This is a genomic window from Alterirhizorhabdus solaris (assembly GCF_007785815.1).
Lineage (GTDB): Bacteria > Pseudomonadota > Alphaproteobacteria > Sphingomonadales > Sphingomonadaceae > Alterirhizorhabdus > Alterirhizorhabdus solaris.
Window position 1 is genome coordinate 14806 of sequence record NZ_VNIM01000039.1, and the last position, 22121, is coordinate 36926.

Genomic DNA, 22121 nt, shown 5'->3' on the forward strand with positions numbered 1-22121 from the left:
CCGATGCCGGTGCTGACGATAGAACACGTCACCCATTACAAGTATCGCCAGCCCGTGTCATTCGGCGAGCACCGCATCATGGTGCGCCCCCGTGAAAGCTACGACCAGCGGCTCATCGAGGCGCGGCTGGATATCGATCCGGCCCCCGCCGATCTGCGCTGGCTGCACGATGTGTTCGGTAACTCGGTCGCCATCGCCCGGTTCGAGGGGCGCGCCACCGGGCTGCGGTTCCACAGCACCGTGCGGCTGGAACATGCGCCCGTCGCCCACCACCAGATCGACGTGGAGGCCTACGCCCGCTGCTACCCGTTCACCTACGCCTCCGAGGACATGCCCGATCTGCTGCGCTCGATCGAGCGGCAGCATCATGATCCGTACCGCGTGGTCGATACCTGGGCGCGCGGCTTCGTCCGGAATGATGGCGCCACAGATACGGTCGGCCTGCTCTCGGACATGGCGATGCGGATCCGCAGCGAGTTCACCTACGTGCCGCGCCACGAGAAAGGCACGCAGACGCCCATCGAGACGCTGAAGAAGCGGCAGGGCACCTGTCGCGATTTCGCCGTGCTGATGATCGAGGCGGTGCGCGCGCTCGGTTTCGCGGCGCGGTTCGTGTCGGGCTACGTCTATAATCCCTCGCGCGGCGAGGGGCGGGTAGGCGGCGGCAACACCCATGCGTGGGTGCGCGTGTTCCTGCCCGGCTCCGGCTGGGTGGAGTTCGATCCCACCAACGGCATCGTCGGCAACCGCGGCCTCGTCCGCGTGGCGGTGGCGCGCGATCCGTATCAGGCGGTGCCGCTGTCCGGCACCTGGGCCGGGATGCCGAGCAGCGCCGCCGGCATGGACGTGAGCGTGGAAATCACCCTCGAAGACGCCGTCGAACCACCAACCTCCGCCCGTCAGGCGGTAGCCGGGAGTCCTGCCACATGTTGATCCGCGCCGGCTATGATATCCGTTTCGAGACAGATTTCGCCACGCCGATGCTGGCGATGCTGAGCATCCACCCGTCGCGCAACAAGGACCTGCAGACGCCGCAGCGGCTGGTCGCCAGCCCGGACGTGCCGATGTACGATTACATCGACGTGTTCGGCAACGTGTGCACCCGCGTGACGGTGCCGCCGGGCGGGCTGACGCTGAGCGCGGCCTTCACCATCGAGGACAGCGGCCTCGTGGATACCGCGCCGCCTTGGGGGCCGCAGATGCCGGTGGAAAGCCTGCCGGACGAGGTGCTGATGTTCCTGCTGGGCAGCCGTTACTGCGAGACGGACCGGCTGATGCAGCCCGCCTGGGGCATGTTCGGCCACATCGTCGACGGGCGGGAGCGGGTGCAGGCGATCGTCGACTTCGTCCACAATCACATCACCTTCGGCTACGAATATGCCCGGTCCGATCGCACCGCGTGGAACGGCTATCAGGAGCGGGTGGGCGTGTGTCGGGATTTCGCCCATCTGGCGATCACGCTGTGCCGCTGCATGAACATTCCGGCACGCTACTGCACCGGCTATCTGGGCGATATCGGCGTGCCGAAGATGGATGCGCCGATGGATTTCAGCGCCTGGTTCGACGTCTATCTGGCGGGCGACTGGTACACCTTCGATGCGCGCCACAACCGCCCGCGCATCGGCCGCATCCTGATGGCGCAGGGCCGCGACGCGACCGACACCGCGCTGACCACCGCGTTCGGCCCTGCCGCCCTCGTCAACTTCGTGGTACAGACCGACGAGGTGACGGACACCGACTGAACCGGGAGGGGGCGATGGCGCACGCGCTGCTTGAGGCATGGACCAACCCGCTGGGGGCGCCCGCGTTCGACGAGGTGGCGGCGACCGACTTTCTCCCCGCCTTCGAGGTGGCGATCGCCGAGAACCGCGCGGAGCTCGCCGCCATCGCCGACGACCCCGCGCCGGCCGATTTCGATAACGTCATGGCGGCGCTGGAGCGATCGGGTGAACGGCTCGGCCGTATCCGCCGCCTTTTCTGGACGCTGTCGAGCGCGCAGGCGAACGAGGGCATCCGTGCCATCGAGGCGGACGTGTCGGCGCTGCTCACCGCCCACGGCACCGCCGTGAGCCATGACCCGAAGCTGTTCGCGCGTGTGGCGGCGGTGTGGGAAACCCGTGATACCGCCGGGCTGACACCCGAACAGCGGCGGCTGGTGGAGAACAGCTACAAGGGGTTCGTGCGCGGCGGCGCGGCCCTGTCGCCGGCGGACAAGGCGCGGTTCGGCGAGATCGACCAGCGGCTCGGCCAGCTTTCCGTGCGGTTCGGCCAGAACGTACTGGCGGCGACGATGGCGTGGGAGATGCTGCTCGACGCGGACGAACTGGACGGCCTGCCCCCCGCCACCCGCAGCGCCGCCGCCGCGCGGGCGGCGCGCAAGGGCCATGCCGGCCGCTACCTCTTCACGCTTGATCGCGGCGATTACGAGACGGTGCTCACCTTCGCCGCCCGCCGCGACGTGCGCGAGCGGATGTGGCGCGGCTTCACCGGCCGCTGCGATGGCGACGCGCAGGACAACAATCCGCTGATCGCCGAGATCGTGGCATTGCGTACCGAAAGCGCCCGGTTGCTCGGCTACGCCACCTTCGCGGACTACAAGCTGGACGACAGCATGGCCGCCCGCCCCGAGGCCGCCGAGGCGCTGATGCTGCGGGTGTGGGCGCCTGCACGTCGGCGCGCGCTGGAGGAACAGGCCGAACTGCAACGGCTGGTGGAGGCGGACGGCGGCGGCTTCCTGCTCGCCGCGTGGGACTGGCGCTATTACGCCGAACGGGTGCGCTGCGAACGCTATGCGCTGGATGGCGCCGCCTTCGCCGAACACCTCACGCTGGAGAGCGTGCGCGCCGCGGCGTTCGGCGCGGCGGGAAAACTCTACGGCCTGCGGTTCGAGGCGCGGCCGGACCTGCCGGTCTATCATCCCGACGTTTCGGCCTGGGGCGTCACGGATGCCGCCGGGGCGCCGGTGGGGCTGATCTATACCGATTATCTCGCCCGCACCGAAAAACATGGCGGCGCGTGGATGGGCAGCCTGCGCACGCAGGAGCGGATGGACGGCGATGTGCGGCCGATCGTCTATACGGTCGCCAATTTCACCAGGGGGGCGGACGGCGCCGACGCGCATCTGTCGGTCGACGAGGCGCGTACCCTGTTTCACGAGTTCGGCCACGCGCTCCATGCGCTGCTGTCGAACGTGACCTACCCCAGCCTCGCCGGCACTAGCGTGGCGCGCGATTTCGTCGAGTTCCCGAGCAAGTTCATGGAGCACTGGATCATCGCGCCGGAGGTGCTGCGCGGGTTCGACGTGCCGGACGCGCTGATCGTCGCGCTGGGCCGGGCCGATACCTACGGGCAGGGTTTCGCCACGGTGGAGTTTCTCGCCTCCGCCTTCGTCGATCTGGCGTTGCACAGGGAAGCACCCGGCGATGTCGCCGGATTCGAGCGCGTGGTGCTGGACCGGCTCGGTTGCCCGCCGGTGATCGGGATGCGCCACCGGCTCCCCTATTTCACCCATGTATTCGATGGCGGCTATGCCAGCGCCTATTACAGCTATCTCTGGTCCGAGGTGCTCGATGCGGATGCGTTCGGCGCGTTCGAGGAGGGGGGCGGCATCTTCGACGCGGACCCCGCCCGCCGTTTCCGCGACGAGATCCTCGCGCGGGGCGACAGCCGCGATCCGATGGACTCATTCGTCGCGTTTCGCGGGCGCGGGCCGGACGAAGGAGCGCTGCTGCGGGCACGGGGGCTGGCGGCCTGAGCGACCGGCCTGAACGACATTGCGGTTGCGGCGTTGACGATATGGCCCGACATTGGGCTGGCACGACGAGGGGATGAACGATGGCGGAAGACACGGGCAAATCGGCGACCGATCGCATCACCGAACCGTTGAAGGCGGCAGGTGAGGCGTTGCGCGGCGTGGGCACCAAGGCGGCGGAGAACAGCTCGGCGATCAGCCTGACCGTGCTGGACCATGCCGAGCAGAACTCACGCCAGGCATTCGCGGCGCTGCGTGCCGCCGCCGGCGCCACGTCCGCCGCGGAGCTGATGAAGGTGCAGGGCGATTACGTGCGCGAGCAGAGCAACCGCAGCGTGGAGCAGGCACGCCAGATCGGCGATCTCATCACCCGCTTCGGTCGCGCGATGATGACCCCGCCCGGCAAACGCGAGGAGTGATCGTGCGGATGTGCCGCGGCCTGGGTGGGCCGCGGCATATCAGGTCTTGCGTACCCGTTTCGGCCTGGCGGCGCGTTCCGCCGCTGCGGTGACGAGCAGTGCCTCGATCCGCAGCAGTCGTTCCTCGACCAGTGTGAGCCGGGCGACGATCTCAGCGTGACCGCCATCCGGTGTCGCGGGCATCGTCGGCACGGCCGGTTTGGCGGACGTCTCCGTGATGCCCTTGTTCCATGCCGATACCAGGGTTTGGATCAGCGCCAGCGGGTCGGTCGGCGTCTCGGCCATGGTCGTTCCTCTCAGCCTGTTCGCACCCCCAACGCCTCAATCGACCCAGTCGAGCCCGATGTCGCGATAGAGGCCGCGATCTTCCTCCCAGTCCGGCTTCACCTTGACGTGGAGGAACAGGTGAACCTGCTTGCCGAGCAGCTTCCCCAGTTCCTCGCGCGATCGGCTGCCGATCTCCTTCAGGCGGGCGCCGCCCTTGCCCAGCACGATCGCGCGCTGCGTATCGCGGCCGACGAGAATCTGCTGGTGGATGGCGACCGACCCGTCCTTGCGCTCCTCATATTTCTCGGTGTCCACTGCGCTGGCGTAGGGCAGTTCGGCATGAAGCTGGAGGTAGAGCTGCTCGCGCGTCACTTCGGCCGCGAGCATACGGTCCGTCGCGTCGGATACCTGGTCCTCGGGGAAGTGCCACGGCCCGGCGGGCACGCGCCTGGCCAGCGCCGCCTTCAGTCCGGCGATGCCGTCGCCGGTGGCGGCGGAGACCATGAAGATCTCCTCGGGCGCCAGCGCATCGTTCAGCCGCACCGCCAGTTCGAGCAGTTTTTCCTTCGGCGTCACGTCCACCTTGTTGAGGATCACGATGCGCGCCTCGCGCCGCTGCGCCAGCCCCTCGATCAGCATGTTCAGCTTGGCGTTGATGCCGGTCTTGGCATCGATCACCAACGCGATCAGGTCCGCATCGGTGGCGCCCGTCCATGCGGCGGCCACCATCGCGCGATCGAGCCGGCGGCGCGGCTCGAAGATGCCGGGGGTATCGACCAGCAGGATCTGTGCGTCGCCCTCGATCGCCACGCCCATCAGCCGCACCCGCGTCGTCTGCGCCTTGGGGCTGACGATCGCCACCTTCTGGCCGACCAGCGCATTTACCAGCGTGGACTTGCCCGCGTTCGGCGCGCCGACGACGGCGACGAGGCCGCAGGATTGCCGGTCGAGGTCGGGGGTATGCGGCAGGTCGGTCAATTCAGTTTCTCCAGCAGCGCCAGCGCGGCGGCGGTTTCGGCCTCCTGCTTCGACGATCCTTCGGCGGAAGCCGTGGCACCCAGGCGGCCGGGCAGTGCGACGGATACGGTGAAGCGGGGGGCATGGTGCGCGCCGGTGCGCGCGTCGAGCGAATAGACCGGCGGGCGGCAGCGGTTGGCGGCGGCCCATTCCTGCAGCGCGGACTTGGGATGGCGCGGCGCCTGCTGCTGTCCATCGACCAGCCCGGACCAACGAAGGCGGACGAAGGCATCGGCGGCGGGCAGCCCGCCTTCCAGGAACAGCGCGCCGATCAGCGCCTCCACCGCGTCGCCGATCACGTTGTCGCTGCCGACCGCACCGTCGTCGCGCGCCTGCTTGCCGAGCCGCAGATGGGGCGGCAGGCCGATCGCGCGGCCGATGGCCGCGCAGGTCTCGCGGCTGACGATGGCATTGATCCGGCGTGAAAGGCTGCCTTCCGGTTCACCGGGAAACCGTTCGTACAACCATGCGGCGGCCACGAGGCCGAGCACGCGGTCGCCGAGAAACTCCAGCCGTTCGTAGGTATCGCTGCCGTGGCTGCCGTGGGTGAGCGCGCGGACGTACAGCGCGTGGTCGTCCGGCGCGCGGCCGAGCGCCTCGGTGATCCAGCGGGTGAGGGCATGATCGCTCATCGTGCGCGCCCTACCGCTTGCGACGCGGACAGGCGAGCGGTGAATCGTGGCAATCGACAAGACTTGCCCGTGGCGGCAGGGTGGGGCGCATGGGCGACATCATCAACCTGCGCCAGGCGCGCAAGCAGCGGGCGCGGGACGGTGCCAGAGTGCAGGCGGCAGCCAATCGGGCATTGCATGGCCGGACCAAGGCGGAAAAAGCAGCCGAGGCCAAAGACCAAGATCGACAACAAAGGCTGCTGGACGGCGCTGCGATCGACCGTGGGATCGAAGACGACTGACGGCAGCGGGCGCCGATGACGCCCGCTGCCGGTTCGGTCAGACGCGCTTCTTGTTCTTGTACCAGGCATAGCCGGCCCCGGCGGCGGCGCCGATGATCGGCCCGACGAACGGCACGGGAATGGCGATGACGGCGCCGATCGCGGCGGCCTTTGCCATGCTCTTGCCGAGGGGCTTGGCGGGGGTGACGTCCATGCATGATCCTTTCGTGGTGCGCTGCAACAGAAGATGTGGTGGGGAAACGCATCCCCACGCGATAGGGTCCGCCGGCAGGCCTTCCGGACCTCCTGCGAGGCGCATCGGGCCATGATGCGGTCGGTTCCGGTTGGCGTATCGAGCGAGCATCGTCAGGCGTTTTCGCCCCCGACATGTTGCACCCTCAGGCGATGGCCTCGGCGATGCGTGCCGCCAGCCGCGTCGCTACCTCCGCCTTGGGCAGCTGTGGCCAGCTGTCGGCACCGTCTTCGGTGATGAGGTGGATCGCGTTGTCCGCGCCGCCCATCACGTCGCCGGAAACGTCGTTGGCGACGATCCAGTCGCACCCTTTGCGTACCCGCTTGGCGGTGGCGAGCGCGATCACGTCCTGCGTCTCGGCGGCAAAACCCACGACCAGCGCGGGGCGGCGGGCAGAGCGCACGAGGGTCGCGAGGATATCCGGGTTCTCGGCCAGCGCGATGGCGGGGGGCACGCCGTCCGCCCGCTTCTTGATCTTCTGCCCGGTCGCATCGGCGACATGCCAGTCGGCCACCGCGGCCACCATCACTGCGGCATCGGCGGGCAGGGCGGCCTCCACCGCCGCCGCCATCTGCCGCGCGGTTTCCACGTCGATGCGGGTGACGCCGGGCGGGGTGGGCAGCGTCACCGGCCCGGCCACCAGCGACACCCGCGCGCCGAGCGCCGCCAGCGCCCCGGCGATCGCGAAGCCCTGTTTGCCCGAGGATCGGTTGGCGATGTAGCGCACCGGGTCGATCGGCTCGTGCGTCGGCCCGGCCGTCACCAGCACATGGCGGCCGGCGAGCGGCCCGGCCGGGGCAGGCGCCAATGCCGCCTCGATCGCCGCGAGGATAGCGGTCGGTTCGGGCAGCCGGCCGGGGCCATATTCGCCGCATGCCATCGCGCCCTCGTCGGGTGCCAGCACGGTCACGCCGTCCTCGCGCAATCGCGCCACGTTGCGGCGGGTGGCGGCGTGCAGCCACATCCGTACGTTCATCGCGGGCACCGCCAGCACCGGCTTGTCGGTGGCGAGCAGCAGCGTGGTGGCCAGATCGTCGGCCAGCCCGCCCGCCATCCGCGCCAGCAGATCGGCGGTGGCGGGGCACACGACGACGAGGTCGGCCTGCCGGCTGAGCTGGATATGGCCCATCTCGGCCTCGTCCTTCAGATCCCACAGGCTGGTATGAACCTGCTGTTCGGACAGCGCCGCCAGCGTCATCGGCGTCACGAAATGGGCGCCCCCCTCGGTCAGCACGCAGCGTACGGAGGCGCCGGCGCGGCGGATCAACCGCACCAGTTCGCATGCCTTGTAGGCGGCGATCCCACCGCCGACGATCAGGAGAATGCGGCTGCCCTGCATCCTGCCGTATTGGCGAAGCGGCGGTCGTGATGCAACAAGCCGCCGCCTCGGACGTCTATTCCGGCCACGGAGCATTGCATGATCATCCCGACGATACCGAGTTTCGGCCGCATCTTCCGCGAGGTGCATCGCCCCTTGTCCGCCCTGTTCATCTGGGACGTGGCGGTGACGGTCACGTATTTCGTCCTGCCGTTCCACGCGCCGTCGCTGCCGCTCACGCTGTTCGGCTCGGCGGTGGCGCTGTTTCTCGGCTTCCGCGTGAACTCGGTCTATCAACGCTGGTGGGAGGGGCGCGTGCTGTGGGGGGCGATGATCAACGCCTCGCGCAACCTCGCCCGCGCCGCGCATGCCTTCATCGATCCGGCCGCGCCCAACGCGGTCGACCTCAAGCGCACACTGGTGTTGCGGCAGATCGCCTACGTGCAGGCGCTGCGCTGCCAGCTGCGCCGGCAGGATCCCGCGCCGGAGGTGCTGCGCTTCCTGAGCGAAACCGAGGCGCAGGAGGGGCTGTCCCGCGCGAACCCGGCCAACGGCCTGCTCGACGGCAGCGCCCGGCGCGTGGCCGAATCGCAGCGGGCGGGGTGGCTCGATACGATCCAGCAGACCCAGATCGAGCGCGTCTTCGTCGACATCGCCAATGCGCAGGGCGGCATGGAGCGGTTGAAGAACACGCCGCTGCCCTATCAGTACCGTTTCTTCCCCGCGCTGTTCGCCCGCCTGTTCTGCGTGCTGCTGCCGATCGGGCTGGTCGAGACGCTGGGCTGGGCGACGCCGATCGGCTCCACCGTGGCCGGGCTGATGTTCCTCGCCATCCTCCAGATCGGCGACGATCTCGTCGATCCGTTCGCCGGCGACGTGCATGACGTACCGTTGAGCGCGATGTGCCGGACGGTGGAGATCGACCTGCTCGAGGCGATCGGTGATCCGGCCCCGCCGAAGCTGGAGCCGGTGAAGGGCGTGCTGTGGTAGGCTTTGGATAATCCGAAGACATCGGATGGTGGGGACGGTCCAGGGCGACGGGCGCATATCGTCGCTGTGACGAGGCGACATTCGACGAGGCATTGTTTGACCGACCGCCGGTAGCGATCGGGATCCCCGGCGGGGCGGAACCCCGGTCCGGCCCGATCCCACCTTATACAGGCGACAGCGTGCCCGAGAAGACGACCGCCGGTCAGCGAAGTGGTCAGCCGGGGCAGTTGCCCGCGCGCATCGCCGCCAGCCGGTCCGCCTGCGCGGTATCGCGCGCGCCGATGTCCTGCGCGGCTTCCAGCAAGGGCGACAGGTCGGCGGGGTGGGGCTGCCCCTCGGCCAGTCGCGCCTGCTCCAGCACGAGCGCCTCGATGTCGTCGCGCGCGGAGGCGGTGTCCCGCCGTGCTGCTTCGACGACCGAAAGCGCCTGTTGCGCGGCGACCCACGCCTCGCTGCCGCTCGCGGCCCGCAGCCCGCGTGAGATCGTCGGGCAGGTACCGCGCGCCGCCGTCTCCACCGCCGCCTCGCCGCGCTGGGCCTGTGCGACCAAGGCCGCCGCGCGGGCCGTAACCGCCGGATCGAGCACGACAGGCGCGGCAACGGCGGGCATCGCAGCCTCACCGGCGCCCTGCTCGATCGGGCGCGGCGCCAGCGAGGGATAAGCGGTCACGCTGCCGGCGCAGGCGGACAGGGACAGCAGCGCAAGCCCGGCAAGGGCGACATGGGGGAGGGGGCTCATACCTCGGGTCTAGGCGGCGAAATTAATGACCGCAACGGGGTTGCGCGGACCGAAACACCCGACTAGAGACCCCTCCAACGCGCCCGTAGCTCAGCTGGATAGAGCATCAGACTACGAATCTGAGGGTCGGACGTTCGAATCGTTCCGGGCGCACCAATCATCCAATTGGTATTCAGGTGGGGGCTTGCCCCCACAGGTGGCGGTCTTTTGTGACTTGTACCTGATCTGCCTGTGGCTCGATCCCGGCGCGTCGCCATCGAGCGATTGCTCGATCCGGCATAGTCTCGGGCGATCTGAACCGTCGCTTCCTGTCCCACTCCGCCCCCCGGTATGCCGCCAACCTGCCTGGCCTATGCGCCTAGTGGTTCGGCCGTCCGTCGGCCCCGTGTCGAAACGGTTTCGGCATGGCGGGGATGCGGGATAGACGGCGGCGTATGACCATCCCGCTCCCTCCCCTATCGCACGATGCGCTGGTCGCCGCGCTGAAGGCGGAAGCGGCGGCGCTCGGCTTTGCCAGTTGCGGAATCGCGTCGGTCGAGGCGATCCCGCAGGCGGGCGCGCGGTTGCGCGAGTGGCTGGAGAGCGGCGCGCACGGCGGGATGGCGTGGATGGAGGCGCGCGCGGATCACCGTGCCGCCCCCACCGCGCTCTGGCCCGAGGCGCGCGGCGTGGTGATGCTGGGGCTGAGTTATGCGCCGAAGGACGATCCGCTGCGGCTGGCCGGCGAGCCGGGGGTGGCGCGCATCTCCACCTACGCGCAGGGGCAGGATTATCACGATGTCGTCAAGAAGGCGCTCAAGGCGCTCGCCCGCTGGCTGATCGATCGGGCGGGCGGCGACGTGAAGGTGTTCGTCGATACCGCGCCGGTGATGGAAAAGCCGCTGGCCGAGGCGGCGGGTCTGGGCTGGCAGGGCAAGCATACCAACCTCGTCAGCCGCGAACACGGCAGCTGGCTGTTCCTCGGCGCGATCATGACGACGCTGGACCTGCCGCCCGATCCGCCTTCGGGCGGCGGGTGCGGATCGTGCGACGCCTGCCAGCGCGCCTGCCCGACCGATGCCTTCCCCGCACCCTACCGGATCGACGCGCGGCGCTGCATCTCGTACCTCACGATCGAGCACAAGGGGCCGATCCCGGCCGAGTTCCGGGTGGCGATGGGCAACCGCATCTACGGGTGCGACGACTGCCTCGCCGTATGCCCGTGGAACAAGTTCGCCGCGTCCGCCGCCGCCAATCGCGCCTTTGCCGCCCGTGCGGAACTGGCGGTCACGGAGACGCGCGACCTGCTGGCGCTGGACGACGCGGGGTTCCGGCAGGTGTTCGCGGGCTCCCCGATCAAGCGCATCGGGCGCGATCGGATGGTGCGGAACGCGCTGATCGCGGCGGGTAACAGCGGCGATCCCGGGCTGGTCGCGCGGGTGACGGGGCTGCTCGACGATCCGGCGCCGGCGGTGCGCGGGGCGGCGGCGTGGGCGCTCGGCCGACTGGATCCGGGGGCGTTCGCGAGGGCGCGGGCGGAACGGCTGGGCGGAGAAACCGACCCGGATGTCCGGGGCGAGTGGGCGGCTTTCGCCTGACTTAGCGGGCCGCATCGGAACCTGCCGTCACCCGCCTTCTGAATATGTGGCGGTCGGCTTACCGCGCTTCCAGCCGCCGGCTCAGGGCCGCCACGCAACTGGCCCGGTCGAAGTCGTCGCCGTTGGGCAGGCGCGCGTCGACATAGCGCACCAGCGGCTCGCGTGCCGCGGCGGGCGGGTAGAGGTAGGCGTCGAGCACGCACACGGTGCTGACATATTGCAGCTTGCGCGCTGGCCCCTCGCGCACGTCCAGATCGGGCGCGCCGAACAGGCTCTGCAGCGTGCGCGCATCCTTGCCCATTACCCGTTCCAGCCCCGCGCCGAGCGCGACGGTGGGGATCCTCGGCGGGTTCAGCGGCCGCTGCGAGGGCGCGGTGGCGCAGGCGGAGAGCAGCGCGAGCAGCGCCAGCGCGGCCGGGCGGGCGGGAAAAAGGCGGTTCATGCCCCGCCCATAGCGCCATCGCCGCCCCGCCGGAAACCGCCCTGCCGTCGCGATCCGCCGGAGCGCCCCGGCCATGCGCCGGCCGGCGGTCGTGCGGTTGCGCGCGCCCGGCGTGGCGGCTAGGTCGCCCGCGACAGACAAGGGAGTAAAGCGTGACCGCCACCAGCCTCGATATCGTCGCGATCGGCAACGCCATCGTCGATGTGATCGCCCAAGCCGACGAGGCGTTCATCGCCGCCGAGGGGATCGAGAAGGGCTCGATGCGGCTCGTCGACACCGATACCGCCGAGGGGCTGTACGGCCGCATGGCGCCGGGGATCGAGGCGAGCGGCGGGTCGGCCGCCAACACCGTCGCCGGCATCGCCGCGCTCGGCGGCAAGTGCGGCTTCATCGGGCAGGTGGCGGACGATTTCCTCGGCGGCGTCTTCACCCACGACATTCGCGCGCTGGGCGTCGCCTTCGATACGCCGATGCGCGCGCCGGAACCGCCGACCGCGCGCTGCCTGATCCTCGTGACGCCCGATGCGCAACGCACGATGAACACCTTCCTCGGCGCGGCGCAGTATCTGCCGGCGGCGTCGATCGACCAGTCGCTGATCGCCTCGGCCGCGATCCTGTATCTCGAGGGCTATCTCTGGGATCCGGAGCAGCCGCGTGCGGCCATGCGCGCCGCGATCACCATCGCGAAGGGGGCAGGGCGCAAGGTGGCGTTCACCCTGTCCGACGCTTTCTGCATCGAGCGGCATCGCGCCGATTTCCGCACGCTGATCGAAAGCGGGCAGATCGATATCCTGTTCGCCAACGAGGCCGAGATCCTTTCGCTGAACGAGACGCGCGACTTCGATGCGGCGGTGGCGGACCTGGCAGCCAAGGTGCCGCTGCTGGTGGTGACACGCGGCGAGCATGGCGCGATCGCGGTGGAGGGCGGCACCCGCTTCTTCGCGGTGCCCGCCGAGCCGGTGGCGCAGGTGAAGGACACGACCGGGGCGGGTGACCTGTTCGCCGCCGGTTTCCTCGCCGGCCATGCCGCCGGCCGCCCGACCGCCGACTGCCTGACGATGGGCGCGATCGCCGCCGCCGAGGTGATCTCGCATTATGGCGCGCGGCCCGAAGCGGACCTGAAGGCGCTGGTCGCCGCCCGCCTGGGCTGAACGTTCGACGCCAGTCGATGAAAAGGCCCGCTTCCCGGCAAGGAGGCGGGCCTTCTTTTATGCGTGGTTGCGGAGCTTCCGAGAAACGTTTGCCGTTGCTGTCACGTGAAGTCAGAAATGGCGTCTCGAAGAAGGGCAGCAGCCACGTCCTTCGAGACGGGTCTTCGGCAAGCTCGGTCCCTCCTCAGGATGAGCGGCCGAAGGTCAGCCTGACACTCCCGCTTCAGGCCTGCTTGCCCCCCGGCGTGGGCGCGCCGGGCAGCGGCGGCACGGGCAGGGGCGGGGCGTCCGCATCCAGTTCCGGCACCCCGTCCAGCCCGCGGCCGACATGGCTGCGGCGACGGCTGTAGCCGAAATAGATCAGCAGCCCGACCGCACCCCAGACCGGAAGCACCAGGATCGCGGTGAGCGGCAGCGAGATGTACAGGCCGAGGCAGCCGACCATCGCCAGCGGCGCGATGACCCACACCAGCGGCGTGCGGAACGGACGCTTTCGGCCCGGATCGGTCTTGCGCAGCACCAGTACCGAGATCGCCACCATGAAGAAGGCGAACAGCGTGCCCGAGTTCGAGTAATCCGCCAGCTTGCCCACCGGCAGCAGCGCCGCCGCCACCGCCGCCGCGCAGCCGGTCACGATGGTGACGACATGCGGCGTGCGGTAGCGCGGGTGGACCGAGGCGAGCTTCTCCGGCAGCAGCCCGTCGCGCGCCATCGTGAAGAACACGCGGGTCTGGCCGAACATCATCATCAGCACCACCGAGGGCAGCGCGAGGAAGGCGGCGATGCCGAGCAGGTTGCCCACCTTGCTCCACCCGATCTCGCGCAGCACATGCGCCAGCGCCTCCTTCGAACAGACCAGCGGCTCCAGCGCGCCGCCCGCCACCAGCGAGGCGCAGCGCCCGGCCATCTCGGCCGAACCCGGCGCCAGCGGTACGCCGGCGGCGCCCATTTCGGGCTGGGCGCCGATCGCGCCGATCGCGCCGGCGGCGACCAGCAGGTAGAATATGGTGCAGATCAGCAGGCTGGCGATCAGACCGATCGGGACGTTGCGCTGCGGGTTCTTGGTCTCCTCGGCTGCGGTGGAGACGGCATCGAAGCCGACGTAGGCGAAGAAGATGGAGGCCGCCGCGCCCAGCACCCCGGCGCCGCCGGTGGGCATGAACGGCTCGAAGTTCTGGCCCTTCATCACCGGGATGGTCAATGCCACGAACAGGGTGAGCGCGGCGATCTTGATCGCCACCAGCACCGCGTTCACCCGCGCGCTTTCGGTCGTGCCGATCACCAGTAGCCAGGTGACCATCAATGCGATGAAGATCGCCGGGATGTTGATCCAGCCGCCGACCTCCACCGCCTTCAGCAGGTCGGGCGTGGCATCGGAGCCGAGCGCCAGCAGCACGCGCGCGTTCAACCCGTCGGCATTACTGATGATCGAGGGGAAATCCACGCCCAGGCCGTTTCGCAACAGCCCCACCGCATAGTTGGACCAGCCGACCGCGACGGCGCTGGCGCCCACCGCATATTCGAGGATCAGCGCCCAGCCCACCATCCATGCGAGCAGCTCGCCCATCACCGCATAGGTATAGGTGTAGGCGGAACCGGACACCGGCACCATCGAGGCCAGTTCGGAATAACACAGCGCCGCCACCGCGCAGACGAAGCCGGCGACGACGAAGCTGAGCATCATGCCCGGCCCCGCCTTCTGCGCGGCTTCCGACGTCAGCACGAAGATGCCCGTGCCGATCACCGCGCCGATGCCCAGCATCGTCAGTTGGAAACCGCCCAGCGTGCGGTGAAGACCCTTCTTCTCCGCCGTCGCCATGATGGCGTCCAGAGATTTAACGCGCCCGAATATCATGCAATTTTCCCCCCGGGGGTGCGGGCGTTGAACAGCCCGGCCTATGGGGGGAGCCTAAACGCTAATGCCGCCCGCGCAAGCCCCGGCGCGGATGCGAGGGCAGGCCGTCAGCGCGGCAGCATCGCGCCGAACTGCCGCCCACCGAACAGATGGACATGGAGGTGCGGCACCTCCTGATGGCCGTGCCCGCCGATGTTGGCGAGCAGGCGATAACCCGGCGCGACCAGCCCGTTCTCGCGCGCGACATGCCCCACCGCGCGGACAAAGCCGGCGATCGTGGCGTCGTCGGCCTTCGCGCTGAAATCGTCCCACGACACATACGAACCCTTCGGGATCACGAGGATGTGGATCGGTGCCTGCGGGTTGATGTCGTGGAAGGCGAGGGCGTGGTCGTCCTCATACACCGTGTTCGCCGGGATCTCGCCGCGCAGGATACGGGCGAAGATATTGGTGTCGTCGTAGGGCAGGGTGGCGTCGATCGGCATGGTTTGGCTCCTCGGGGCCAGTTTGGTCAGGTGACGGCGCGCGCGGCCTTTTCGGCGATGCCGGAGGTGCCTTCACGACGGTCCAGCTCGGCCAGCACGTCGGCCAGCGGGATTTCCATCTCGGCGAGCAGCACGGCGAGGTGGAACAGCAGGTCGGCCGCCTCGCCGATCACCTCCGCCTTGTCGCCGCGCATCGCCGCGATCACCGTCTCCACCGCCTCCTCGCCCAGCTTCTGCGCGATCTTGGGGCGGCCGCGCATCAGCAGTCTGGCGACATAGGAGGTCGCCGGATCGCCGCCGCGCCGGGCGGCGATGGTCGCTTCGAGGGTGAAGAGGGTGTCGGCCATGCCGGCCTTAAAGGGCCGTGCGGCCGGCGCGTCAAGCGCGGGGCGACGCCGCCCCGCGCACCGGCAGGCCGGCCGCGGCCAGCGCCGCGCGCGCCTCGGCCACGCTGTGCTTGCCGAAGTGGAAGATCGAGGCCGCCAGCACCGCGCTCGCGCCGCCCTGCGTCACGCCCGCCACCAGATCGTCGAGCGTGCCGACGCCGCCGCTGGCGATCACCGGCACGCGCACCGCATCGGCGATCGCGCGGGTGAGCGCGAGATCGTAGCCGCCGCGCGTGCCGTCGCGGTCCATCGAGGTGACGAGCAGTTCGCCCGCGCCCAGTTCGGCAAGGTGGCGGGCGTGGGCGACGGCGTCGATCCCGGTGCCGCGCCGCCCGCCGTGGGTGAAGATCTCCCACCGGCCGGGGCCGGTGCCGCGCGCGTCGATCGCGCCGACGACGCACTGGCTGCCGAACCGCTCGGCCAGTTCGCCCGCCAGTTCGGGCCGGGCGACGGCGGCGGAATTGATCGCCACCTTGTCCGCCCCGGCCAAGAGCAGCGCGCGCCCGTCCTCCACAGTCCGCACGCCGCCGCCCACTGTGAGCGGCATGAAGCATACGGCGGCAGTGCGCGCCACCACGTCCAGGATGGTGCCGCGCCCCTCGTGGCTGGCGGTGATGTCGAGGAAGCACAATTCGTCCGCCTCGGCCGCGTCATAGACCTTCGCCTGCGCCACCGGATCGCCGGCATCGGCCAGATCGACGAAATTGACCCCCTTCACCACGCGCCCGCCGGCGACGTCGAGACAGGGGATGATGCGGACGCGGACGGTCATGGCCGACCCACACCTTCCATGTATCGAGCGAAGTCGAGATACGCCGCGAGCCATCCAGCGGCGTGGGTTTTGGCCGGGTGGCCCCTCGACTTCGCTCGGGGAAAGGAAGCGGGTCTCTTCGTTATCGAAAGAGTGCCGTCATATGTCGAGCGAAGTCGAGACACCCGTCACTCCCCCCGCGCGATACGCAGCGCATCGGCGAGGTCGAGCCGGCCGTCGTACAACGCGCGCCCGGTGATGACGCCCTCGATGCCTTCCGAATGGTGGCGCGCAAGCTGGAGGATGTCGGCGATGCCGGCCACACCGCCGCTGGCGATCACCGGGATCGTGGTATGCCGCGCCAGCTTCAGCGTGGCGGCCACGTTGCAGCCCTTGAGCATCCCGTCGCGCCCGACATCGGTGAACAGCAGCGCCGCGACCCCGGCATCGACGAAGCGCGCGGCCAGATCGGCGACGGCGAGGTCGGACACCTCGGCCCAGCCGTGCGTGGCGACGAAACCGTCGCGCGCGTCGACCCCCACGACGATGCGGCCCGGCAGATCGCGCGCGGCCTCCCGCACCAGATCGGGGTTCTCCAGCGCGGCGGTGCCGATCACCACGCGATCGACGCCCAGCGCCAGCCAGCGGTCGATCCCGGCGCGGTCGCGGATACCGCCGCCGACCTGCACCTTGCCGGGGAACGCCTTGACGATCGCCTCCACCGCGCCGCCGTTCACCGACTTGCCGGCGAACGCGCCATCCAGATCGACGACATGGAGATGATCCGCCCCGGCCTCGGCGAACGCCCGCGCCTGAGCCGCCGGATCGTCGCCGTAGATCGTCGCGCGATCCATGTCGCCCTCGGCCAGGCGGACGACCTGGCCGCCCTTGAGATCGATGGCGGGGAAGACGATCAGGCTCATTTCGGCAGGCTCATGGTTTCCAGTCCAGAAAGCGGGTGAGGAAGGCGAGGCCGTAGGCCTGGCTCTTCTCGGGGTGGAACTGCACGCCGACGATCGTGTCGCGCGCCACGGCCGCGGCGATCGGCCCGCCGTGATCGGTGGTGGCGGCCAGATGCGCGGGGTCCGCCACGTCGAAGGCGTAGCTGTGGAGATAATAGGCCTCGCCCGGCACGATCAGCGGGTGGGGGCGGGCGGCGGCCACGTCGTTCCAGCCCATGTGCGGCACCTTGAGCGAGGCGTCGGCCGGTTCCAGCAGCCGCACGGTGCCGCCGATCCAGCCGAGGCCGGCGTGGCGGCCATGTTCCTCGCCGGCATCGGCCAGCAACTGCATCCCCACGCAGACGCCGAGGAACGGGCGGCCGTGCGTGTGCACCGCCTGTCCCATCGCCTCGACCATACCGGGGATGGCGGAAAGCGCGCCCATGCACGCGGCGAAGGCGCCGACGCCGGGCAGCACGATCCGGTCCGCCGCCGCCACCACCGCCGGATCGGCGGTGACGGCCACGTCGGTGGCGCCGGCCGCGCGCAGGGCGTTTTCCACCGAGCGCAGGTTGCCCGCGCCGTAATCGATCAGCGCCAGTCGTTCAGCCATGGCCGCCGAGCGTGCCCTTGGTGGACGGGATCGCATCGCCCTTGCGCGGATCCAGTTCGATCGCGGCGCGCAGCGCGCGGGCCACCGCCTTGAAGCTGCTCTCGACGATATGGTGGTTGTTGCGCCCGTACAAATTCTCGACATGCAGCGTGATGCCGGCCCCTTGCGCGAACGAGTGGAACCAGTGCTCGAACAGTTCGGTATCGAAATCGCCCAGTTTGCTCTGGGTGAACTGCACCCGCCACACCGAATAGGGCCGGCCGGAAATGTCGATCGCCGCGCGCGTCAACGTCTCGTCCATCGGCGCATAGGCGTGGCCGAAGCGGGCGATGCCGCGCCGGTCGCCCAGCGCGCGGGCGAACGCCTCGCCCAGCGCGATCGCCGAATCCTCGGTGGTGTGGTGCTGGTCGATGTGGAGATCGCCCTTCGCCGCCAGCGTGATATCGATCAGCGAATGGCGCGAAAGCTGTTCGAGCATGTGATCGAGGAAACCGATACCGGTCGAGATCCGGTACACGCCGGTGCCGTCGAGGTTCAGCTCGACCGAGATATCGGTCTCGCTGGTGGTGCGCGAGAGAGAGGCGGTGCGAGAAGCCTGTGACATGCCGGCGGCTATAGCGCGGGCAGCGCCGGGCGCAACGCGTCTTGACCGGCCCGGCCCGAACGTCCACCAAGCAGGGCATGAGCGACACCGCGCCCGACAGCCTGATTCCCTATGACGAGATCGTCCAGGAGGCATTGCGGGCGGTCGTCGGCCGCGTGCTGGGGGAGGTCGAGAAGAATGGCGGCCTGCCCGGCCAGCACCATTTCTACATCACCTTCAAGACCGGGGCGGCCGGCGTGGACATTCCGCGCCACCTGACCGAGCGTTTTCCCGATGAGATGACGATCGTCATCCAGAACCGCTATTGGGATCTGAAGGTGACGGCGGACGGTTTCGAGGTGGGGCTGAGCTTCAACCAGGTCGCGTCCAAGCTGATCGTGCCGTTCTCGGCGGTGACCGGCTTCGTCGATCCGGCGGTGAACTTCGCGCTGCAATTCCAGGCGCAGGGCGAGGACGATTCGCCCGAGGCAAACAGCGCCGGCAACGACGCGCCGATCGCCGAACCGATCGAGGACGGCTCCAACGTCGTCTCGGTCGACTTCACCCGCAAGAAATAGCCCCGCCGGGGCTGCACGGCGATGCCGGCGGGCAACACCTCCCTGTTCCTCACGATCGCGATGCTGGCGGTGTTCGCGCTGGTGGCGGGCGGCGTGTACCTGATCCGCCGGCGGGTGGCCGACCGACGGCGGGGCGTGCTGATGATCGTGGCCGCGCTGGTGCTGCTGGGGAACGTGCTGATCTTGACGTGGCCGATTTAGTCTTCGTCTTATTCGGAAGCTAACGCCCAGAAGCGGACGTTGCTCTCACTGGCGACACACGCCACTCTCGCGGAATGAAGCGGCGTGCACTCACCCCATATATCCTGCCGTTGATCCTGGCCGGATCGTTGATCGGCGTGGGGTGGAACAACGCTTGGAATTGCGATCCTCCGCCGGGCTGGGGCTATTGGCCCAATCCCGGCTTCGGTTACCGCATGATAAATCTCGTCGAGCTCGATGAACAGGCGCGACCGTCTTTTAACAGAAGCCGTATTAGTTGGACCGACCTGAAACAGCTTATGAGCCTCACCCGTGGAATGTCGCCGAAGCCGATCATTCTATTTCGCCCGTCAGTAGCCGCGTCTTGTGCAGCGAAGCGACAAGTTCGAGCGATGATGATAGATTACGGTTGCAGCAGTGGTAGATGCGCTGAAGGATCGACGTGGGATGGTGAACCCGCGCCGCAAGACGGCACACCCTGAGCGACTCACTGCATCTCCTCGGATAGCTGAAAGCCGCACTTCCGCTTTCCACCAAATTATGACATTCATACCCGCGTTGTCACCGCCCCCCTCATCCATGCCATCGCCCGCTCGGCAAGCTGGCGATGTTTGAGCCGAGGCAGTATGCAAGGTGGTCAATGGGGCGGCGATAGTCCCGCCCGCTCCGTCACCGATCCCCGGCCAGCCGCATGTCCAGATAATTGTCCACCGACTTCATCAGGTCGGGCATCTCGTGCTCGAAGAAGTGGTTGGCCTTCGGGATCGTGTCGTGGTGGATGGTGATGTGCTTTTGCGTGCGCAGCTTGTCGACCAGCTTCTGCACCGCGCTGGGCGTCACCACCTCGTCGCCGTCGCCCTGGATGATGATGCCGGAGGACGGGCAGGGGGCGAGGAAGGTGAAGTCGTACATGTTGGCCGGCGGCGCGATCGAGATGAAGCCCTTGATCTCGGGGCGGCGCATCAGCAACTGCATGCCGATCCACGCGCCGAACGAGAAGCCGGCGATCCACGTCGTCTGCGCTTCCGGGTGGATCGACTGCACCCAGTCGAGCGCGCTCGCCGCGTCGGAAAGTTCGCCCACGCCGTTGTCGAACACGCCCTGCGACTTGCCGACCCCGCGGAAATTGAACCGCAGTGTGGCGAACCCGCGCCGCACGAACGTCTGGTAAAGCTGCTGGACGATACGGTTGTTCATCGTGCCGCCGCCCTGCGGGTGCGGGTGCAGGATCATGGCGACCGGCGCGCGCGGGCGCGGCCCCGGGTTGAAACGGCCTTCGAGCCGGCCTTCTGGTCCGGGAAAGATGACTTCGGGCATCGCAACCTGCTTGACTGGGGCGTCACGGAGGGTGCGACGCAAGGCCCGCCTATATATAAGGCGAGACGTTTTCCGCAATCTTCACAGGAAGCGATGGTGTTGGCGACCCGAATCTATCTCGATCACGCGGCCACCACGCCGGTGGTGCCGGCCGCGCGCGAGGCGATGGCGGCCGCGCTGGGGGTGTGGGCCAACCCGTCGTCTCCCCATGCCGAGGGCCGTGCGGCGCGCGCCGCGATCGAGCAGGCGCGCAGCCGCATCGCCGGGGCGCTGGGCTGGGGCGGCGGCCTGATCTTCACCAGCGGCGCGACGGAGGCGATCGCGCTGGCGGTGGCGCGGGCGAAGGCGGGCGCGCGCATTGCCGCCACGATCGAGCATGATGCCGTGCGCCGCCCGGTGCCGCCCGCGATCGGTTGCGACGCGGAGGGGCGGATCGATCTGGCCGCGCTGGAGGCCGCGCTGGCGCGGGCCGGAGCCGACGGGGCGGCCGTGCCGCTGGTGGTGGCGCAATCGGTGAACAACGAGACGGGGGTGATCCAGCCGCTCGCCGAGATCGCCGCCCTCACGCGCGCGGCGGGCGGGCTGCTGCTGGCCGATTGCGCGCAGTCGGCGGGCAAGGTGGCGCTGCCCGAGGCCGATTTCATCGCGGTTTCCGCGCACAAGCTGGGTGGGCCGCCCGGCATCGGCGCGCTGCTGGTGCGCGATCCGGCCACTCTCTCCCCCACCGGCGGGCAGGAGCAGGGCTATCGCGCCGGCACCGAGAACGTGCCTGCCGCGCTGGGCTTCGCCGCCGCGCTGGACCGGCCACGCGCGTGGATGAACCGCGCCGCCGAGCTGCGGCTGCAACTGGATCGCGCGATCGTGGCGGCGGGCGGGCAGATCGTGGCGGCGGGCGCGGCGCGGCTGCCGTCGATCGGATCGTACCGGATGCCGGGGGTGGCGGCGGCGGCGCAGCTGATCCAGTTCGACATGGCCGGCATCGCGGTGTCGTCCGGTTCGGCCTGTTCGTCGGGCAGTGTCAGCCCCAGCCATGTGCTCGCCGCGATGGGCTGGGCGGAGTCGGAGGCGCGCGAGGTGGTGCGGATCAGTTTCGGCCCCGCCACCAGCCGCACCGACATCTATCGCTGCGCCGAGGTATGGACGCGGATGGCGGCAGGGGCGAGAACGCGGGCATGATCTACCTCGACTATCAGGCCACCACCCCGCTCGCGCCCGAGGCGAGGGCGGCGATGCTGCCGTGGCTTGAGGAGAAATACGGCAATCCGCACTCCCCGCACAGCATGGGCCGCGAGGCGGCGGCGGCGGTGGAGGCGGCGCGCACGCGGGTGCTGGCGGCGCTGGTAGCTGATTCCCTGCCGGGCGATCCGGTGCGGGTGGAGGACGTGGCGCTGCGACCGGACGGTCGCTGGCCGGGGGGCACACCGGCGACGGGGATGCTGCGCGCGGATGGGGACGGGCCGGGAACGGCGACGCCGCACGCGGGCAAGGATCTGTCGGCATGGACCGGGAAAGCGCGGCCGGATGCGACCCCGTCTGGCGCACGCATGCCGGCTGGCCGGCTGATCTTCACCAGCGGGGCGACCGAGGCGCTGAAC

Annotated in this window: 27 protein-coding genes and 1 tRNA gene; 13 read left to right on the forward strand and 15 right to left on the reverse strand. The window is 69.3% G+C overall.

Annotated elements, in window-relative coordinates:
• The first annotated feature begins 3 nt into the window (after positions 1-3).
• The 4 genes from FOY91_RS10885 (at position 4) to FOY91_RS10900 (ending at position 4170) form a co-directional block, all read left to right on the forward strand.
• Positions 4-933, forward strand: a complete 930-nt coding sequence (locus FOY91_RS10885; RefSeq protein WP_145151387.1) for a transglutaminase family protein — start codon at positions 4-6, stop codon at positions 931-933.
• Positions 927-1742, forward strand: coding sequence for a transglutaminase-like domain-containing protein (locus tag FOY91_RS10890; protein ID WP_145151390.1), 816 nt, complete (start codon positions 927-929; stop codon positions 1740-1742). The genes FOY91_RS10885 and FOY91_RS10890 overlap by 7 nt, the downstream gene beginning before the upstream one ends.
• Before the next feature lie 14 nt (positions 1743-1756).
• On the forward strand, positions 1757-3754 hold the full coding sequence (locus FOY91_RS10895; RefSeq protein ID WP_145151393.1) for a M3 family metallopeptidase: 1998 nt from the start codon (positions 1757-1759) through the stop codon (positions 3752-3754).
• 80 nt (positions 3755-3834) lie between these two features.
• Positions 3835-4170, forward strand: a complete 336-nt coding sequence (locus FOY91_RS10900) for a phasin family protein (protein WP_145151396.1) — start codon at positions 3835-3837, stop codon at positions 4168-4170.
• A 39-nt stretch (positions 4171-4209) separates the two neighbouring features.
• Here the strand turns inward: FOY91_RS10900 and FOY91_RS10905 are convergent, their stop codons facing one another.
• From FOY91_RS10905 to rnc, 3 genes are read right to left on the reverse strand one after another with little or no spacing between them, the layout of a single operon-like run.
• Entirely contained in the window at positions 4210-4455 is a 246-nt protein-coding gene (locus tag FOY91_RS10905) for a hypothetical protein (RefSeq protein ID WP_145151399.1), read from the reverse strand.
• A 36-nt stretch (positions 4456-4491) separates the two neighbouring features.
• Positions 4492-5415, reverse strand: coding sequence for a GTPase Era (gene era / locus FOY91_RS10910; protein ID WP_145151402.1), 924 nt, complete (start codon positions 5413-5415; stop codon positions 4492-4494).
• On the reverse strand, positions 5412-6086 hold the full coding sequence (rnc, locus tag FOY91_RS10915; RefSeq protein WP_145151405.1) for a ribonuclease III: 675 nt from the start codon (positions 6084-6086) through the stop codon (positions 5412-5414). The genes era and rnc overlap by 4 nt, the downstream gene beginning before the upstream one ends.
• 89 nt (positions 6087-6175) lie before the next feature.
• Here rnc and FOY91_RS10920 point away from each other — a divergent pair, with 89 nt between their 5' ends.
• A complete protein-coding gene (locus FOY91_RS10920; protein ID WP_145151408.1) occupies positions 6176-6367 on the forward strand; it encodes a DUF4169 family protein in 192 nt (63 codons plus the stop codon).
• A 37-nt stretch (positions 6368-6404) separates the two neighbouring features.
• On the opposite strand, the gene FOY91_RS21995 is transcribed toward FOY91_RS10920, so the two are convergent.
• Together FOY91_RS21995 and coaBC are read right to left on the reverse strand one after the other, a co-directional pair.
• The gene (locus tag FOY91_RS21995; RefSeq protein ID WP_203234547.1) at positions 6405-6560 is read right to left on the reverse strand and encodes a hypothetical protein; all 156 of its coding nucleotides are present in this window, start codon (positions 6558-6560) and stop codon (positions 6405-6407) included.
• 184 nt (positions 6561-6744) lie between these two features.
• The gene (gene coaBC / locus FOY91_RS10925; protein ID WP_145151410.1) at positions 6745-7938 is read right to left on the reverse strand and encodes a bifunctional phosphopantothenoylcysteine decarboxylase/phosphopantothenate--cysteine ligase CoaBC; all 1194 of its coding nucleotides are present in this window, start codon (positions 7936-7938) and stop codon (positions 6745-6747) included.
• 78 nt (positions 7939-8016) lie between these two features.
• Between coaBC and FOY91_RS10930 the strand changes: the two genes are divergently transcribed.
• A complete protein-coding gene (locus tag FOY91_RS10930) occupies positions 8017-8907 on the forward strand; it encodes a bestrophin family protein (protein WP_145151413.1) in 891 nt (296 codons plus the stop codon).
• A gap of 214 nt (positions 8908-9121) precedes the next feature.
• Here the strand turns inward: FOY91_RS10930 and FOY91_RS10935 are convergent, their stop codons facing one another.
• A complete protein-coding gene (locus FOY91_RS10935; RefSeq protein ID WP_145151416.1) occupies positions 9122-9646 on the reverse strand; it encodes a hypothetical protein in 525 nt (174 codons plus the stop codon).
• A gap of 79 nt (positions 9647-9725) precedes the next feature.
• Between FOY91_RS10935 and FOY91_RS10940 the strand changes: the two genes are divergently transcribed.
• Both FOY91_RS10940 and queG read left to right on the forward strand, forming a co-directional pair.
• A tRNA-Arg gene (locus tag FOY91_RS10940) sits at positions 9726-9802 on the forward strand.
• Between the two features lie 278 nt (positions 9803-10080).
• Positions 10081-11223: a tRNA epoxyqueuosine(34) reductase QueG gene (gene queG / locus FOY91_RS10945; RefSeq protein ID WP_145151418.1), complete on the forward strand. Its 1143-nt coding sequence runs from the start codon at positions 10081-10083 to the stop codon at positions 11221-11223.
• Positions 11224-11281: 58 nt separating this feature from the next.
• Here the strand turns inward: queG and FOY91_RS10950 are convergent, their stop codons facing one another.
• A complete protein-coding gene (locus FOY91_RS10950; protein WP_145151421.1) occupies positions 11282-11665 on the reverse strand; it encodes a hypothetical protein in 384 nt (127 codons plus the stop codon).
• 152 nt (positions 11666-11817) lie between these two features.
• Here FOY91_RS10950 and FOY91_RS10955 point away from each other — a divergent pair, with 152 nt between their 5' ends.
• Entirely contained in the window at positions 11818-12816 is a 999-nt protein-coding gene (locus FOY91_RS10955) for an adenosine kinase (RefSeq protein WP_145151424.1), read from the forward strand.
• A gap of 223 nt (positions 12817-13039) precedes the next feature.
• Here FOY91_RS10955 and FOY91_RS10960 read toward each other — a convergent pair whose 3' ends face one another.
• The 7 genes from FOY91_RS10960 to hisB all read right to left on the reverse strand — a co-directional run bounded on the left by FOY91_RS10960 (position 13040) and on the right by hisB (position 18451).
• Entirely contained in the window at positions 13040-14671 is a 1632-nt protein-coding gene (locus FOY91_RS10960) for an amino acid permease (protein ID WP_145151427.1), read from the reverse strand.
• Positions 14672-14778: 107 nt separating this feature from the next.
• A complete protein-coding gene (locus tag FOY91_RS10965; RefSeq protein ID WP_145151430.1) occupies positions 14779-15156 on the reverse strand; it encodes a histidine triad nucleotide-binding protein in 378 nt (125 codons plus the stop codon).
• A 26-nt stretch (positions 15157-15182) separates the two neighbouring features.
• The gene (locus tag FOY91_RS10970) at positions 15183-15503 is read right to left on the reverse strand and encodes a phosphoribosyl-ATP diphosphatase (protein ID WP_145151433.1); all 321 of its coding nucleotides are present in this window, start codon (positions 15501-15503) and stop codon (positions 15183-15185) included.
• Between the two features lie 31 nt (positions 15504-15534).
• Positions 15535-16314 carry an imidazole glycerol phosphate synthase subunit HisF gene (hisF, locus tag FOY91_RS10975; protein ID WP_145151437.1) on the reverse strand — a complete coding sequence of 260 codons (780 nt, stop codon included), beginning with the start codon at positions 16312-16314 and terminating at the stop codon, positions 15535-15537.
• Positions 16315-16481: 167 nt separating this feature from the next.
• Entirely contained in the window at positions 16482-17216 is a 735-nt protein-coding gene (gene hisA, locus FOY91_RS10980; protein ID WP_145151441.1) for a 1-(5-phosphoribosyl)-5-[(5-phosphoribosylamino)methylideneamino]imidazole-4-carboxamide isomerase, read from the reverse strand.
• A gap of 10 nt (positions 17217-17226) precedes the next feature.
• Entirely contained in the window at positions 17227-17847 is a 621-nt protein-coding gene (gene hisH / locus FOY91_RS10985) for an imidazole glycerol phosphate synthase subunit HisH (RefSeq protein ID WP_145151444.1), read from the reverse strand.
• Complete coding sequence (gene hisB / locus FOY91_RS10990) at positions 17840-18451, reverse strand: imidazoleglycerol-phosphate dehydratase HisB (protein WP_145151448.1); 612 nt, start codon at positions 18449-18451, stop codon at positions 17840-17842. The genes hisH and hisB overlap by 8 nt, the downstream gene beginning before the upstream one ends.
• A 77-nt stretch (positions 18452-18528) precedes the next feature.
• On the opposite strand from hisB, the gene FOY91_RS10995 reads away from it, so the two are divergent.
• Positions 18529-19008, forward strand: a complete 480-nt coding sequence (locus tag FOY91_RS10995) for an SspB family protein (protein WP_145151451.1) — start codon at positions 18529-18531, stop codon at positions 19006-19008.
• A 21-nt stretch (positions 19009-19029) separates the two neighbouring features.
• The gene (locus FOY91_RS11000) at positions 19030-19209 is read left to right on the forward strand and encodes a hypothetical protein (RefSeq protein WP_145151454.1); all 180 of its coding nucleotides are present in this window, start codon (positions 19030-19032) and stop codon (positions 19207-19209) included.
• Positions 19210-19878: 669 nt separating this feature from the next.
• Here the strand turns inward: FOY91_RS11000 and FOY91_RS11005 are convergent.
• Positions 19879-20526: an alpha/beta hydrolase gene (locus tag FOY91_RS11005; protein ID WP_145151457.1), complete on the reverse strand. Its 648-nt coding sequence runs from the start codon at positions 20524-20526 to the stop codon at positions 19879-19881.
• Positions 20527-20619: 93 nt separating this feature from the next.
• On the opposite strand from FOY91_RS11005, the gene FOY91_RS11010 reads away from it, so the two are divergent.
• Both FOY91_RS11010 and FOY91_RS22350 read left to right on the forward strand, forming a co-directional pair.
• Complete coding sequence (locus tag FOY91_RS11010; protein ID WP_203234548.1) at positions 20620-21702, forward strand: cysteine desulfurase family protein; 1083 nt, start codon at positions 20620-20622, stop codon at positions 21700-21702.
• Positions 21699-22121, forward strand: a 423-nt coding sequence (locus FOY91_RS22350) for an aminotransferase class V-fold PLP-dependent enzyme (protein WP_238995546.1), incomplete at its 3' end; no start/stop codon positions are given. The genes FOY91_RS11010 and FOY91_RS22350, both read left to right, overlap by 4 nt.

Bases quoted from the DNA above. Each gene is read 5' to 3' on its own strand.
- FOY91_RS10935 (WP_145151416.1), bottom strand. From the start codon at position 9,646: ATGAGCCCCCTCCCCCATGTCGCCCTTGCCGGGCTTGCGCTGCTGTCC.
- FOY91_RS11005 (WP_145151457.1), bottom strand. From the start codon at position 20,526: ATGCCCGAAGTCATCTTTCCCGGACCAGAAGGCCGGCTCGAAGGCCGT.
- FOY91_RS10950 (WP_145151421.1), bottom strand. From the start codon at position 11,665: ATGAACCGCCTTTTTCCCGCCCGCCCGGCCGCGCTGGCGCTGCTCGCG.
- queG (WP_145151418.1), top strand. From the start codon at position 10,081: ATGACCATCCCGCTCCCTCCCCTATCGCACGATGCGCTGGTCGCCGCG.
- FOY91_RS10890 (WP_145151390.1), top strand. From the start codon at position 927: ATGTTGATCCGCGCCGGCTATGATATCCGTTTCGAGACAGATTTCGCC.
- FOY91_RS10930 (WP_145151413.1), top strand. From the start codon at position 8,017: ATGATCATCCCGACGATACCGAGTTTCGGCCGCATCTTCCGCGAGGTG.
- FOY91_RS11000 (WP_145151454.1), top strand. From the start codon at position 19,030: ATGCCGGCGGGCAACACCTCCCTGTTCCTCACGATCGCGATGCTGGCG.
- FOY91_RS10965 (WP_145151430.1), bottom strand. From the start codon at position 15,156: ATGCCGATCGACGCCACCCTGCCCTACGACGACACCAATATCTTCGCC.
- FOY91_RS10970 (WP_145151433.1), bottom strand. From the start codon at position 15,503: ATGGCCGACACCCTCTTCACCCTCGAAGCGACCATCGCCGCCCGGCGC.
- FOY91_RS21995 (WP_203234547.1), bottom strand. From the start codon at position 6,560: ATGGACGTCACCCCCGCCAAGCCCCTCGGCAAGAGCATGGCAAAGGCC.
- FOY91_RS10905 (WP_145151399.1), bottom strand. From the start codon at position 4,455: ATGGCCGAGACGCCGACCGACCCGCTGGCGCTGATCCAAACCCTGGTA.
- rnc (WP_145151405.1), bottom strand. From the start codon at position 6,086: ATGAGCGATCATGCCCTCACCCGCTGGATCACCGAGGCGCTCGGCCGC.
- FOY91_RS10900 (WP_145151396.1), top strand. From the start codon at position 3,835: ATGGCGGAAGACACGGGCAAATCGGCGACCGATCGCATCACCGAACCG.
- hisF (WP_145151437.1), bottom strand. From the start codon at position 16,314: ATGACCGTCCGCGTCCGCATCATCCCCTGTCTCGACGTCGCCGGCGGG.
- hisH (WP_145151444.1), bottom strand. From the start codon at position 17,847: ATGGCTGAACGACTGGCGCTGATCGATTACGGCGCGGGCAACCTGCGC.
- FOY91_RS10995 (WP_145151451.1), top strand. From the start codon at position 18,529: ATGAGCGACACCGCGCCCGACAGCCTGATTCCCTATGACGAGATCGTC.
- FOY91_RS11010 (WP_203234548.1), top strand. From the start codon at position 20,620: ATGGTGTTGGCGACCCGAATCTATCTCGATCACGCGGCCACCACGCCG.
- hisB (WP_145151448.1), bottom strand. From the start codon at position 18,451: ATGTCACAGGCTTCTCGCACCGCCTCTCTCTCGCGCACCACCAGCGAG.
- FOY91_RS10920 (WP_145151408.1), top strand. From the start codon at position 6,176: ATGGGCGACATCATCAACCTGCGCCAGGCGCGCAAGCAGCGGGCGCGG.
- FOY91_RS10885 (WP_145151387.1), top strand. From the start codon at position 4: ATGCCGGTGCTGACGATAGAACACGTCACCCATTACAAGTATCGCCAG.
- hisA (WP_145151441.1), bottom strand. From the start codon at position 17,216: ATGAGCCTGATCGTCTTCCCCGCCATCGATCTCAAGGGCGGCCAGGTC.
- FOY91_RS10960 (WP_145151427.1), bottom strand. From the start codon at position 14,671: ATGATATTCGGGCGCGTTAAATCTCTGGACGCCATCATGGCGACGGCG.
- FOY91_RS10895 (WP_145151393.1), top strand. From the start codon at position 1,757: ATGGCGCACGCGCTGCTTGAGGCATGGACCAACCCGCTGGGGGCGCCC.
- coaBC (WP_145151410.1), bottom strand. From the start codon at position 7,938: ATGCAGGGCAGCCGCATTCTCCTGATCGTCGGCGGTGGGATCGCCGCC.